This is a genomic window from Mycobacterium sp. NGS66 (genome assembly GCF_059812225.1).
The window spans coordinates 64,404-78,334 of sequence record NZ_JCALCG010000017.1; the positions used below are offsets into that span (position 1 = coordinate 64,404).

Consider the following 13,931-nt stretch of genomic DNA (forward strand, 5'->3'; position numbering starts at 1 on the left):
GTTGTCCTTCGCACCCATGATGTGCCAAAGCTTGACCGGTTTGGCCCGATCAGCGCCCCGACGCCCGCGTCGGACTTTAAATTCAACGGAGACAAAGCAATGACTGCTATCCAACGCAAACGCGACGATCCGACCGCGCACCTGAGCGCGCGGGACGTCGAGGACATTGGCATCGAACTCGACGCCATCCGGGCCGGGGTGATCGCCAGCCGGGGTGAGCGCGATGCCGCCTATATCCGCAACGTCATCGACGGTCAGCGCAAGCTCGAATTGAGCAGCCGCGCGCTGCTGCTGTTTTCGCTGTTGCCGCCCGCGTGGGTGCTCGGCACCGCCGGATTGTCGGTCTCCAAGATCATCGAGAACATGGAGATCGGCCACAACGTGATGCACGGTCAGTGGGACTGGATGCGCGATCCCAAGATCCACTCGACCACCTGGGAGTGGGACCACGCCTGTCCGTCGGAACTGTGGAAGCACTCCCACAACGAGCTGCACCACAACTGGACCAACGTGCTGGGTAAGGACCACGACCTCGGCTTCCGCATCCTGCGGGTCGACGAGGATCAGCCCTGGAATCCGTCCTATCTGGTCCAGCCGCTGACCAACCTCGCCAACGCCTGCATCTTCCAGTACGGAATCGCCATCTACGACCTGCCGATCGGCTCCTATCTGAAGGCCGAGGCCGATAAGGATGAGTTCCGGCGCCAGGGCAAGGAGGTGCTCGCCAAGATCGGGCGGCAAGTGCGCAAAGACTATGTGCTGCACCCGTTGCTGTCTGGTCCATCGGCCCTCACCACCTTGACCGCCAACCTCACGGCCAACCTGGTGCGCAACCTGTGGACGCACTCGGTGATCATGTGCGGGCACTTCCCCGAGGGCGTCCAGACCTACGAGACGACCTCCATCGACGGTGAGACGCGCGGCCAGTGGTACCTGCGCCAGATGCTCGGCTCGGCCAACATCAGCGGTAGCCCGCTGGTGCACTTCATGACCGGGAACCTGTCGTTTCAGATCGAGCACCACCTCTTCCCTGATCTGCCCAGCAACCGCTACCAGGAGCTCGCGCCGAAGGTCCAGAACCTTTTCGAGCGCTACGGGCTGTCCTACACCAGCGGTCCGTTGCCGAAACAGGTTGTCTCGGCGTGGAAGAAGGTCTTCAGACTGTCGCTGCCCAACGACTTCGCCCGCAAGGCGACAACGGCACTCTTGCCCGCCGCCGTCACGCGTGCCGTCTTCGGGAAGCCGAGCGATTGGGCCGCAGCGGCCTAGGTCGTGGACACCACATGAGACCCTTGCACCAAATGTGAATCGCCCCAACGACTTCTGGAGGCCAATCCGAATGTCTCGCTAGACGGCAGGATGAGATGCCGCAAACGATGCATACCGCGGAGTCCGCTAAGGCTAGCGCCCTGGGTATTCGGTGATGAGTGAATTTACGCATGACTTTTCGGCGTGACAGCGTTGAGACTGGCGCCCGCGGCTGGTCCCCAAAGCCGCAACGCCGCCAAGATAGCAATGAATTCTTTTGTTGCGCAGGGTAACGCGTACAAGTTGTTAGCCGATGGTCGGTCATATGTCGTGTTCGTCAGCGAGCCTCACGCAGGGCCGCTCTGAGGATCCGGTGGGTTAGAGCACGGTGGCGAACTGCGCCAACTGCAGTTGGCGCACCTGACAGAACCGCTCGGGACGGATGCGTTGATCCGTTGGGTATCGGCGGCGCCCCAGCATGGCGTCAGACATGATTGGGGTCCTTATCGGCGATGTCGATGATCGGTGCGATTACCGCTTGGGTGAGGACCCGGCCTCGTTCGGTGAGTCGGTACATCACCAACTGTCGCTGTCGACGCGACGACACCATCCCCGTGGTCTTGAGTTGGCGAAGGTGATAGGACACCAAGCCCTGCCCATGACCGACCAGCCACGCCATATCGCAGACGCACAATTCGCCGCCACGCAGCAGTGAAGTCGCGATCGTCAGCCGTGTTGGGTCGGCTAATGCGCGCGCACCAGCTGCAGCGCGACCTATTTGATCCAGGCCCGGCATCGCCGCACGGATCGCCTCTGCCCGAAACAAATCCAGGCACAGGAGATCACACGAGTCGACCGCATCGATCCGTCTACCCTAGCGATGCACATCTGACGGAGGAACGGGGTCAGTTACCGGCGATCGTAACGGCAGAGATCGAGGTGTTAGCGCCAAACTCCGGTGATAAAGGCGTAGCTGACCATGCCTACCAGTAGGAGCACGGTGATTCGCAGCACCCATAGGCCGACTTGTGCGGCGCGGCCCAGGCGAGCGGGCGGCACGGGTGTGCAGCGGTTGCTCACCAGCTGGCCGGGTTCAAGGAACTCGCCTAGGTCGCTACCGTGGGTGGTCGCAGGGTGGCCGGTCGGGTCTGGCATGGCAGCGGCTAGGTACCGGTGGGCAACATCTGGATGGACTGCAGGAATGAGTCGATAGCGTAGGCGAGTGCGGCAAGGATGATCAGTCCGACAATCGTGCCGGCGACGATGTTGGTGCTGCGGGGGTTGGCGTGGAGGCCCATCAGGCCGCGGTCGTTGGCCAGCATCATCAGGAAGATCAGCGTCACCGGTAGCGAGACGGTCGCCAGTACGTTGGCGTTGAGGGCGATCGCCAGCAGCGGAGCGTTGGGGATCAGGATCACCGCTGCCGCAGCAACCGCGAGGGCGAGGTTGGCCCCGAGAAACAGCCGCGTGCGTTGCGGGTCGATGTTGAAGCTGCGCGCGACACCGACGCATTCGGCCGCCGCGTAGGCGGTGGACGCGGAAATGGTCAGCACCGCGACTGCACCGGATTCGATGAGCCCCAGCGCAAACATCGACGCCACCGCGTTGCCGGATACACTTGCCAAGGCGGCGGGGAAGCCGGCGCCGGCCAGGCCCTGGATGCTACCGCCGTCATGGCCCGCCAGTGCCGAGCCCACGATCAGCGCGCCACATCCGAAGGCGGCGGCCAGGCCCGCTCCGAGCGCGGTGTCTAGCCGTCCGTGCCCGAGGTCGCGGGTGGTGATGCCCTTGTCGGCGGCAGCACTTTGCTGAAAGAAGATCATCTACGGCGTGACGGTGGCATCGATCGTGGAAGCGATCAGCAGCAGGATCGTGTTGATCGGACCGTGCGGGAGCGGAGTGAACGTCGCCAAGGCGTGGCCGATCGGCACCCAGCGCGGCCGGGTTAGCAGCGCGGCCACCAAGAACAGCGCGTTGAACATCGCAAGGGCCAGCACGGTCCGCTCCCAGCGCCGGTAGCGCCCCCCGCTGGCTGCCGCGGCCACCAGCACCACTCCACCTAGCGCGGCCACCGGCGCTCCTATGCCGAAGTAGGCCAGCCCGACACGGATGGCCACGAACTCTGCGATGAGCGTCACCAGGTTGGTCACCGCCAGATCAGCCGCCCCGAACCACCCCCATAGACGGCCGTAGCGCTGGAGCACGAGCTCGCCGTAGCCGCGGTGCGTCACGGCGCCGACCCGCATGCAGATTTCCTGGCAAACGTAGGCCATAGCGAACAGCGCCAGCGTGAACGGCAGGAAGAAACCAAGCCCGTAGGCGGCCCCAGCGGTGGTGTAGGAGATCATGCTCGGCCCGTCGTTTTCACCGAGCATGGCCAACACTCCCGGCCCCAACAGCAGCCAGGCCAGTCGGTGTCGCTTCTTGCCGCGGCGGGCCAGCTCGACCAGGGCGCGGTCGTCTGATCGGGCCCGGTCCTCCGGGGTTATCAACACGATTTAGCCCACCTCACCGATATCACGCCCCGCCAGGTCCGCAGACAAAGTTCGTACGGCCGTAGATTAAACTACGGCAGGCCGAATCCACCGAGAGATTCCGGGGCCATCGCCGCCCACGAGGAACATGCCGAGCAGGCGTTCCTGGCCACCGTCAAGCTCCGCGCCGACGGCGCCCGCATCCAACCCTCTTTAGCGAGGACCACGACGACGTAGAAGCGACGTTGGTAGACGTAGAAGCTTTGCCGCGAGATGCCGTGGCGACGGCACGTCGCGGCGACCGTGATCTGGTCGCGCATCGAGGTCAGCAGAATTTCCAACCAGGGTTCGTTCACGATCAGCACTCTCACTTTCGGAGAGTGCCAGGGATGTCTTTGGAGCGGTCCATCAGCTATGTGTCCGGACTGAACACACCAACCACCACTCCAGGGGGTCGATTCTCACCATGCCGCCAGGGGGTCGCGTGCTCTGGCGCCGACGTCAGCCACTGAGGTCGTTGGCTAGACTCAGCCATCTACTGGTGTTACCTGATGGATACCTCAAACGTGCCGGTCAGGCGCTGCCGTGATTAGTCTGCGTTGCCGATGGCGCGTTGCATGCCGGCGGTCCATTTGTCCTCGATACGCCCGAAGCGCCAGATCGCCAGTGCGATGAGCCAGGTAAAGACGAACAAGCTCACGACGGTGTAGCCGACGACGCCGAGGTCGAGGGACGCGACCCACCCCAGCGGCCCGGAATCGATACCAGCCTTCTCGGCGAGCAGCCCGAGCAGCTCGACCAGTCCTATGATCAGGGCGACCGCCACCGACAGCGCGGTGATCGTGAGATTGTAGAACACCTTGCGAACCGGTTTGAGGAAGGCCCAGCCGTAGGCGCGGGACATGAACACCCCGTCGGCGGTGTCGAATAAACACATCCCGGCGGCAAACAGGATCGGCAGAACAAGGATCGCATACCAGGGCAGCGCGAACGCCGCCGAGCCGGAGGCCAGTACCAACAGCGCCACCTGGCTGGCGGTGTCGAATCCGAGCCCGAACAGCAGCCCGACCGGGTACATGTGCCACGGCTTGGCGACCGCGCGCATAATCGGCCCAAGGACACGGGCCATGAAACCGCGGGCGTTGAGCTGGCGTTCCATCTCCACCTCGTCGAGCTCGCCGCCGCGCATCTGGCGAAATAATTTGGTGATACCGACCAGCGCCGCCAGGTTGATCAGCCCGATCAGCATCAGGAATGTCCCGGAAACGACGGTGCCGACCACACCCAGGTTTTCCTGCAACGCCGACCTGCTGTCCTTGGATCCGATCTGCCCGGCGAGCGCGCGGATTCCCAAGGCCAGCAGCAGCGAAATGGTGAACACGACCGTCGAGTGGCCCAACGAGAACCAGAAACCCACCGACATCGCCGGGCGGTTCTCGCCAACCAGCTTGCGGGTGGTGTTGTCGACCGCGGCGATGTGGTCGGCGTCGAAAGCGTGCCGAGCCCCGAGCAGGAACGCGGTGACACCCAAGCCGACGCCGAACACTCCCGATGGCCCCAGGTCATAATTCTTTGGCGCTACCAGTAGCGCCAGCACACACCAACCGACGACATTGAGCATCAGGATGAAGCCGGCCATCCCGGCCAATGTCAGCCCGTCCCGGCGGGACAGACTGGCGCGGAACCGGGCGAATCCCCAACCGGACACATCCGAGGCAACGGCGTTGGTCATGGGCGTCCTTGCTTCGCCGAGTCGTGCTGCACGTCTGCGCACTGGTATGGGTCGTTCACACACACAAGATGATGACGCTAGATCGGGCTAAGCGTGGTTGCAATGAATTCGCAAAAGTTAATGGCGGGTTCCGCGATCATCAGCGCGGCGCTGAGCCACGTCAGGCCAAACGGCTGGACGACTGGTGAGCGCGATGAGCGCGTGGCGCTGCTGCTAAGTGGACGAAGCCTGCGGTACAGGTAGGCACGTACGACTCCTTTACCTTCGACTTCGACCAGAATCGGCCCGTGGCGTTCGAAACCTTATTCGGGCCCGGCGCTAACCCGATGGACCCGATCTGCCCGGCGGTCGCGACGGAGCTGGCGAGGCGACAACTCCCTAGGAATTTCCAGTTATCCCCGGGCATCGGGTGGGACCCAGACTCGTATCAGAACTTCGTTGTCACTGAAGAGGCGGTGAGTTTCTTCCACACGGGTGAATTAATGCTCGACGACGCCGGATATTCCCTCGCGCCCGTGTCCGGAAGGGACTCAGGCCGCAACTCGGCCACCCGGCCCGGCAGTGTCGCATCGACCGCGTCCAACCGATCCGCTCGGCGATCACCGTCGCCGGCATCGTCGGATACAACCACAGCGATTGTCGGATCTGCAGCTCAACTGCGTCCGGATCCCACCTTTCGGCGGCCGCTGATACTTCGGGGGTTTGTCCGAGGCCAGCGCTGCCCACCCGGTATTGCGCGAAATACCCGTCACCCGCGCGATCGCCTTGATCGGCAACCCCTCGGACCGGTTGCAAACGACGATCTCAGCCCAATCCTCCTCGGCCAGCATCTATTTCGTCCTTCCTGACTCGACTAGAGCCAGGATCACCAGACATGGGGTCAAAATTTGGATGCCACGCGGTGATCAGTTTCACGTGCCGTCGACAAGCTTGAGGCCCGTGAATCGGGCTTGGTAAGGGTGCCACCGGGGGAGCACTGTGAAGACGCGCACGGCCCAACGCGGCTTGAATACTTGTTGTCGTGGGCCAGCTTCCCCGCCGGCGCCGCTGCCGGCGCCGCATTAGTTTGTTAGTCAGCGATCCCAGATGTTCGCGGTCGCCGCGTGCGTATCTGTGCTCATGAGCGCATGCCCCACTTTTCAATGCCGACCGTCGCCTGCTGCGGCAATAACCACGACGGCCGGGTCTGATTGTTGTGACCGATGCCTAGGTGGTGGAACTGCCCGTCACTGACTGCCCGAGGGCAGCGTTGCTTTCTAATCGAGGAGGGATGGCTCAGTCGCCGACTGCCCGTTGGGCGATCGTGATTGACCGTTGATGAGGCGGTATCGGATCAGCCGGGAGCTGTTGGTGGCCACTGCCGCCGACGGCGCGTTGTGCAGGATCGCGGCAAGCACCGGTGAAAAGGACACCCCCAGCACCTACCATTAGCGAACGTTGTTGACGGCGGTCGACATCCGTAGTTCTGCGGAATAACTTTGACCGCATGTGCGCCCAGATCAGGCACGTGGATCAGGCGCTGCAGATTGTCCGTTGGCCGATCCTTCGGTGGGATGCCTGGGTGCCCCCGGGCTCGGGTTTATCGACCATCTGCCTCACCTCACTTGCTTCAGGCAAAAGCGGAAACTACCGGTTTGGCCACGAAGGCTGCTCAATAAATCAAAAGACGCAAGTCAAGGTACAGCCCTGAATGCCGAATCCCGAGAACAATATTCATGCTGAAACACAACCGCACTCTGATTTCACGGTCATCCTGCATCACGGATTCGGGTCGCCGAACTCCGACCCACAGGGGATTGACAGGGGTTCACGTGGTGAAGGGGGTTGACGGGCGCCGGTTTTGGTGTGAGCATTGCCGTGCATGCACCTCGCTAGGTGAGGCGTCTGCACGGATATAGGCCACTGACCTCGAACGTCGAAAGACGCCCCCGGTCAGGACAGCTCTTCCCGGCTTAAGGGTTGAGCCCAAGTGGCTTCCGGCTCAACCGGATACGCCGTGCAGTGCCAAAGCTCTGACGAGAGGGGTGCCGCGCCTGGCTGATTCGCCGGGTGACCTCATCCCGTTGTGCACTATGGCGGCACCCCCGTGTGTCCTGGCCGTGAGGAGGTGAGAGCGAGATGAGTCGCGGTGATAGTCCCTATCCGAGTCCAATGACCATGTCGTTCGGATCCGGCCCCGGCACCGTTTCCATCATCTGAATCGGCTTGCGCCGCTTCGGTTAACACACGCACGCCATCGTTTCGTCGGTGTGCGTGGTCCTCGCGTGCTGTGACACCGCCACAGCCGCAGCTTCAGTCTGCCTTCCTTAAGGAGAAGTCCGATGTCTTTTGTGACCACACAGCCGGAAATGCTGTCGGCGGCGGCCAACCACTTGCAAGGTATCGGTTCGGCGCTAGCCGCCCAGAACGCGGCCGCCGCGCTGCCGACGACAGCAGTGGTACCCGCCGCTGCTGACGAGGTATCTGCGTTGACTGCAACGCAATTCGGCTCGCACGCGGCGATGTATCAGGCGGTAAGTGCCCAAGCCCTGGCGGTTCACGACATGTTCGTGCGCATCTTAGCTGCCAGTGCCGCTTCGTATCTTGCCACCGAGGCAGCCAACGCTACTGCGACTCTCTAAAGGGGGTACTGCGATGACCACGATATTTGACTTCGGCGCGTTACCACCGGAAATCAACTCCGCCAGAATGTATTCCGGTCCAGGAGCGACATCGATGTTGGCTGCCGGATCGGCCTGGAATGGGCTCGCCGCTGAGTTGCGTTCGCAGGCGACAACCTACGAATCGGTGATCTCGGGGCTGACCAGCGCAGGCTGGCGCGGTCCGGCATCGGCCTCGATGGCGGCCGCCGCGGCACCCTATGTCGCATGGATGAACACCACCGCCGCCCAGGCTGAGCAGACCGCGAGCCAGGCCACGGCCGCCGCAGCGGCCTATGAAACCGCATTTGCGATGACGGTACCGCCGCCGGTGATCGCGGCCAACCGCGCGCAGCTGGCAGCGCTGGTGGCGACCAACGTTTTGGGGCAGAACACCCCGGCGATCATGGCCACCGAAGCTCATTACGGCCAGATGTGGGCCCAGGACGCGGCGGCAATGTACGGCTACGCCGGATCGTCGGCGGCCGCATCCAAGCTGACGCCTTTTGGTGCGCCGCAGCAAAACACCAACCCGAGCGCTCTGGCCAACCAGGCTGCCGTGGTGACCCAAGCCGCCGGAACATCGGCGGGCACGACGAGCACACAGGCGACGCTGTCCCAATTGGTCACCACCATGCCCACCACGCTGCAGGGGATGGCATCACCAATGTCGTCCTCATCGGCCTCGACGTCCGGGCTCGGCGAAATCGCTGGCCTCCTGACTGGGCAAGGGTCGGGAAATTCTGCGCTGGACAGCTTCTGGAATCAATGGGGGCCCAACGCGAATATCTGGAACACCATCTTCTCGTCGGGCTTCTACATGCCCAGTAACACGTTAGGTGCATTCACGGGGCTGATGGGCCACGCGACTGAACCTGCGGAGGCGTTGGGAGCGGCGACCGAAGGGCTTGGTGCTGCGCTGGCCGGCCCCACCGCCGGCCTGGGCGGTTTGGGCGGCCTGGGTGGTCTGGGCAGCGGAGTATCGGCCGGGCTCGGAAACGCGGCCTCGATTGGTCCGTTGTCGGTGCCGCCGAGCTGGACTGCCGCCGCGCCCCCGCTAAGCCCCCTCGGCTCGGCGTTGGGGAACTCCCCGCTCGCCGCGCCTCCTGCGGCCGCGGCAGGCATGCCCGGAATGGCACCGATGGGCATGGCCGGCCGCGGGGCGACGGGTAGCGCGATTCCCGATACCCGCTTTCTGATCCGTCCCCCGATGGTGCCAGCCTGGTCGGCCGTCGGGTAACGGTCCGCGGCCACCGCGGCTACCACACGATTTTGAGAAGGGAAGAGATTCGCGATGACCGCGCGTTTCATGACAGACCCGACCCAGATGCGGGACATGGCAGGCCGTTTCGACGTGCATGCCCAAACCGTTGAAGACGAGGCCCGCACGATGTGGGCGTCCTCGCAAAACATCGCCGGTGCCGGCTGGAGCGGAACCGCTCAGGCAAGCTCCTACAACAGCATGGGCCAGACGAACGCCGCGTTTCGCAACATCGTCAACATGCTTCATGAGGTACGCGACGGGCTGATCCGCGACACCAACTACTACGAGCAGCAAGAGCAAGCCTCCCAGCATCTCCTGAGCAGCTAGCCCTGAAAATCGTTAGGAGACAACCATGACCATCAACTACCAGTTCGGCGACGTCGACGCCCACGGTGCCACCATCCGCGCCCAGGCTGCGGCGTTGGAGGCCGAACATCAGGCCATCATTCGTGATGTGCTGGCCGCCGGCGACTTCTGGGGCGGCGCCGGGTCGACGGCTTGCCAGGAATTTGTCACCGAGTTGGGCCGCAACTTCCAGGTCATCTACCAACAAGCCAACGCCCACGGGCAAAAGGTGCAAACCTCCGGATCCAACATGGCGTCCACCGACTCCGCCGTTGGCTCCAGCTGGACTTAACACCTTGTGCGGCAATGGTTTTGCCGCGCCCTTGCCACATCAATCAGCGACGCACACTGTGCGGCGAGAAGGGAAGGCCATGAGCAAGCCGGTCGCCCGGCCCCGCGATGCCGGTGCCAGGATGTCGTTGATCCGCCTGTCGCAGCTGTTGCGCGCCCCCGTGGTGACTCCGTCTGGCGAGGCGGTCGGCCGTGTTGACGACATCATCGTGCGGCTACGCGGTGCAGGCACCTATCCGAAGGTGACCGGCGTCGTAGCCGAAGTCGGCGATCGGCGAGTGTTCGTCGGCAGCGGATCCATTGAACGGTTCCAGCCAGGCCGGGTGGAGCTGGCGCGCAAAGAGATTGATTTGCAGCGGTTCGAACGCCGCCACGATGAGGTGCTATTGCGCTCCGACGTGCTTGGGTACCGGTTGATCGACCTGGCTGCGGGCGAATTGGTGCGCGCCCACGATGTCGAACTCGAATTCAGCCGACAGGATTGGGTGGCGGTGCGTCTGGACACCCGGCGCCCGCGTCGGCTGTTCGGAATGCTGAAAGCACGTGGCGGCGACGATGCCCGGGACTGGACGACGTTCGAACCATTGATCGGGCATGGCCAGACGATGGCCGTGCGTCGCGTTTCCGGGCGAATGGGTGCATTCAAAGCCGCACAAGTCGCCGACCTGCTCGAAGACGCCGACCGCGCCGAGGGCCGAGAAATCCTGGACTGGGTGCGCGGCAACCCCGAGCTGGAAGCCGACGTTTTCGAGGAACTCGACCCGGCCAAAGCCAGTCGGCTGCTCGACGACATGCCCGATGACGACGTCGCCGCCTTGCTCAGCCGGATGGGCGCCGACGACGCGGCTGACGCGATCTGCGACCTGCGCCAGTCGCGCCGCGGGCGGGTCCTGGACTTGATGCCGGCAGCGCATCGCACCAAAGTGATCACCCTGTTGGGGTTTAACCCTGACAGCGCTGGCGGATTGATGAACGTCGACATCATCTCCTGCCGAACATGGGCCACCGCAGGAGCCGCGCTGGCCGTCATCGGCTGCGCCCACGCCGTACAGCCCGAGGCGCTCTTGCAGATGTACGTCCTCAACGAGCAGGGCCGGCTCGCCGGCGCGGTGTCGGTGATCGCGTTGCTGCAGGCACATCCCGCGGATGCAGTTGCGACACTGATGGATTCGGATCCGATCCGGGTAGGCGCCGATGCCGACCTGGCCGACGTCGCAGTGTTGATGGCCGACTACAACCTGCACGCCATCGCGGTCGTCGACGACGCGGATCGGGTGCTGGGCGTCGTCACCGTCGACGACGTGCTCAAGGCCGCCATCCCCGACGACTGGCGTCGGCGAGAACCCGGGCCACGCCCAGTACGGGCAGCAAACGAAATTTCCGCGATCAACGACCACAAGCCGATCGGCAGCGACGGGAGTGACTGGCTATGACCACCCTGAACGACCGCCCGAACATCGACACGCCAGCGCAGGCGCTGGGGCACACCGCAGTTTTGGACAGCGCCCACATCGGTGACATCGAGGGCGCTTTGGGCCGGGTCAGCCTCGGCGATACCGGCCGTCCGGGCACCCTGAAGGCCCGTCTGGCAACCCTGCTGGCGATCATTGGACCCGGCTTGATCGTGATGGTCGGCGACAACGACGCCGGAGGCATCGCCACCTACGTGCAGGCCGGACAGAATCACGGCTACAGCCTGCTGTGGGTGCTGGTGCTGTTGGTCCCAGTACTGATTGTCAACCAGGAGATGGTGGTTCGACTCGGTGCGGTCACCGGGGTCGGGCACGCGCGGTTGATCAACGAACGGTTCGGCCGCGCCTGGGGCTGGTTTTCCGTCGGTGACCTATTCATCCTGAACTTCCTTACCCTCGTCACCGAATTCATCGGCATCACCCTGGCCGCCGATTACCTAGGCATCCCCAGATATATGGTCGTCCCGTTGGCCGCGGTCGCGCTGATCGTCATCATGACCACCGGCAGTTTCCGGCGCTGGGAACGCGCGATGCTCGCTTTCATTGCGATCACACTGCTGCAAGTTCCGATGCTGTTGATGTCCCACCCGGACTGGGGGCACGCAGCGAAATCCGCCGTCGTTCCCGGCGTGAGCGGCGGAGTCACCTCGGACGCGGTGCTGTTGATCATCGCCATGGTCGGCACCACGGTCGCCCCGTGGCAGCTGTTCTTTCAGCAGTCCAACGTCGTCGACAAGCGCATCACACCGCGCTTCATCGGCTATGAGCGTGTCGACACCACTCTGGGCGCCTTCGTTGTCGTGATCGGGGCGGCGGCGTTGATCATGACCGGCGACTGGGCCGCGCGCGCCACCCATAGCCGCAGGGCGTTTATCGACGCCGGCGTGCTCGCGCACTTGCTCGGCCAACACGACACGATCCTCGGGTCGGTGTTTGCGATCGTGCTGCTCGACGGCTCCATCATTGGGGCGGCCGCGGTAACCCTCGCGACCAGCTATGCGTTCGGGGACGTGTTCGGGCTCAAACACTCGCTGCACCGCGGCTTCGCTGATGCCAAGCCGTTCTATCTGTCCTACAGCGCGATGGTCGTGGTCGCCGCGGTGATCGTGCTGATCCCCGGCGCACCGTTGGGGTTGATCACCACCGGCGTGCAAGCGCTGGCCGGACTGCTGCTGCCCAGCGCGACGGTGTTCTTGTTGTTGTTGTGCAATGACCGGGAAGTCCTGGGCCCGTGGGTGAACCGTCCCTGGCTCAACGTGGTGGCCGGTGTCATCATCGCCGTGCTGTTGCTATTGTCCGGGATATTGATGACAACAACGTTGTTCCCCAACCTCGATGTCGTCTCAATCGCTGGCCTTCTCACCGTTGGTCTGGCCATCTGCGCCGCAGTCGCTTTGGGCATGCTGCGGTGGTCGGGTCAACGGCGGCCCAAACCACGGGCGCCCGAAGAGCTCTCCCGCGCGATGGCTACGCCTGATAAGGCCACATGGCGGATGCCGCCGTTGACCTTGTTGCAGCCGGTCACCTGGTCGGTGCAGACTCGGCTGGGCATGCTGGCCTTGCGCGGCTATCTTGTCATCGGCGCCATCCTGTTGGTGGTCAAAGCCGTCCAACTCGGTAGCGCCTAGTCTCGGCGGAGGCCGTAGGTCAGGCCGGGCTCGGGCAGCACAGCTTTCCCTCGGGCTGGATCCATCGGCCGGGTCCGGGCCAGATAGCAGCGACGGCCTCAGGCGCATACTCGGCGCGCGGTCACAACCATCGCCCAACGGACTCGCCGAGCTGCGCAACCGCGGGCTCGGCACCGGACAGGGTCCGGCAGCCGCGCGCGTTGGACTCGGCCGCCGGCCCCGCACAGTCGCGTCGAGGCTGCACTCACCTGGTGTCAGCCGATGCTTAACACTTTCGCCGACTTTGAGGCCCTGGCTCTCAAAGGGCGATCGTCATTCCATGCGCATCGACTTGATCGTGACCGGGTAACCGCGATTCCCGTCCTGACGGCCCCGACCACGCCGGGTTTGGCCACGTTGTCGATGATGGGCAGGCCCGTCTCGTCGATCCTGCCGGAAAAGCGTGTACTGCGGTGGTAGCTGGGAGTCCCGTTAAACCAGGAAGAACTGGCTGCCGTTGGTGTTCGGTGCTTTGTTCCAGATCGCCCGCGTCCCGCGGGAGTAGAGCACTGGCTGGCGTAGCGCCGGATCGCCAGGTCACCGGTGCGGTCGCTGTTGGGGGCGCCGCATAGCAGGGTGCGGAGCGTTGGCGAGGTGTCAGCCGGAGGCACTGCGTGCGGTCGAAGAATCCCTGCTGCGCCAAGCTGAGGAAACTGTTCACCGTGCACGCCGACTTGCCGTTGTCGAGGCTCAAGCTGATCTCGCCATGGTCGGTCACGATGTTCGCATGCACCTCCACCCGGGGTGGTAGGACACCTTGCCCGATCGCCGCGGCTTGGCCGACTTGCTGTCCGGCCCA

The 13,931-nt window shown here is 63.9% G+C and carries 11 protein-coding genes, 3 pseudogenes and 1 riboswitch; of the genes and pseudogenes, 7 read left to right on the plus strand and 7 right to left on the minus strand.

Features of this window, described 5'->3' with window-relative positions:
• Positions 1–99: 99 nt before the first annotated feature.
• Positions 100–1,269 (plus strand): fatty acid desaturase family protein, encoded by a 1,170-nt coding sequence (locus AC5Y2L_RS24980; RefSeq protein ID WP_499944981.1) that lies wholly within the window; start codon positions 100–102, stop codon positions 1,267–1,269.
• Between the two features lie 463 nt (positions 1,270–1,732).
• Here AC5Y2L_RS24980 and AC5Y2L_RS24985 read toward each other — a convergent pair whose 3' ends face one another.
• The 7 genes and pseudogenes from AC5Y2L_RS24985 to AC5Y2L_RS25015 all read right to left on the minus strand — a co-directional run.
• Entirely contained in the window at positions 1,733–2,044 is a 312-nt protein-coding gene (locus AC5Y2L_RS24985; RefSeq protein ID WP_499944983.1) for an ArsR/SmtB family transcription factor, read from the minus strand.
• A gap of 146 nt (positions 2,045–2,190) precedes the next feature.
• Positions 2,191–2,403 carry a hypothetical protein gene (locus tag AC5Y2L_RS24990; protein WP_499944985.1) on the minus strand — a complete coding sequence of 71 codons (213 nt, stop codon included), beginning with the start codon at positions 2,401–2,403 and terminating at the stop codon, positions 2,191–2,193.
• An 8-nt stretch (positions 2,404–2,411) separates the two neighbouring features.
• Positions 2,412–3,623: pseudogene (locus tag AC5Y2L_RS24995) on the minus strand (NRAMP family divalent metal transporter).
• A gap of 191 nt (positions 3,624–3,814) precedes the next feature.
• On the minus strand, positions 3,815–4,078 hold the full coding sequence (locus AC5Y2L_RS25000; protein ID WP_499944987.1) for a hypothetical protein: 264 nt from the start codon (positions 4,076–4,078) through the stop codon (positions 3,815–3,817).
• 233 nt (positions 4,079–4,311) lie between these two features.
• Positions 4,312–5,454: a Nickel transporter NicT gene (gene nicT / locus AC5Y2L_RS25005; protein ID WP_499944989.1), complete on the minus strand. Its 1,143-nt coding sequence runs from the start codon at positions 5,452–5,454 to the stop codon at positions 4,312–4,314.
• 520 nt (positions 5,455–5,974) lie between these two features.
• Positions 5,975–6,284, minus strand: a pseudogene (locus AC5Y2L_RS25010) (IS21 family transposase); the annotation flags it as partial.
• A 426-nt stretch (positions 6,285–6,710) separates the two neighbouring features.
• A pseudogene (locus AC5Y2L_RS25015) lies at positions 6,711–6,985 on the minus strand (copper-transporting ATPase); the annotation flags it as partial.
• A 329-nt stretch (positions 6,986–7,314) separates the two neighbouring features.
• A riboswitch (M-box (ykoK) riboswitch) is annotated at positions 7,315–7,485 on the plus strand.
• A gap of 290 nt (positions 7,486–7,775) precedes the next feature.
• Here AC5Y2L_RS25015 and AC5Y2L_RS25020 point away from each other — a divergent pair.
• From AC5Y2L_RS25020 to AC5Y2L_RS25045, 6 genes are all read left to right on the plus strand, one after another.
• Positions 7,776–8,075: a PE family protein gene (locus tag AC5Y2L_RS25020; protein WP_499944990.1), complete on the plus strand. Its 300-nt coding sequence runs from the start codon at positions 7,776–7,778 to the stop codon at positions 8,073–8,075.
• 13 nt (positions 8,076–8,088) lie between these two features.
• Entirely contained in the window at positions 8,089–9,333 is a 1,245-nt protein-coding gene (locus tag AC5Y2L_RS25025; protein WP_499944994.1) for a PPE family protein, read from the plus strand.
• Between the two features lie 54 nt (positions 9,334–9,387).
• Positions 9,388–9,684, plus strand: a complete 297-nt coding sequence (locus AC5Y2L_RS25030) for a WXG100 family type VII secretion target (RefSeq protein ID WP_499944995.1) — start codon at positions 9,388–9,390, stop codon at positions 9,682–9,684.
• A gap of 25 nt (positions 9,685–9,709) precedes the next feature.
• Positions 9,710–9,994 carry a WXG100 family type VII secretion target gene (locus AC5Y2L_RS25035; protein ID WP_499944997.1) on the plus strand — a complete coding sequence of 95 codons (285 nt, stop codon included), beginning with the start codon at positions 9,710–9,712 and terminating at the stop codon, positions 9,992–9,994.
• A 79-nt stretch (positions 9,995–10,073) separates the two neighbouring features.
• The gene (locus tag AC5Y2L_RS25040; protein WP_499944999.1) at positions 10,074–11,426 is read left to right on the plus strand and encodes a magnesium transporter MgtE N-terminal domain-containing protein; all 1,353 of its coding nucleotides are present in this window, start codon (positions 10,074–10,076) and stop codon (positions 11,424–11,426) included.
• Positions 11,423–13,093, plus strand: coding sequence for an NRAMP family divalent metal transporter (locus AC5Y2L_RS25045; protein ID WP_499945001.1), 1,671 nt, complete (start codon positions 11,423–11,425; stop codon positions 13,091–13,093). Before AC5Y2L_RS25040 ends, AC5Y2L_RS25045 begins: the two co-directional genes overlap by 4 nt.
• The last annotated feature ends 838 nt before the right edge of the window (positions 13,094–13,931 follow it).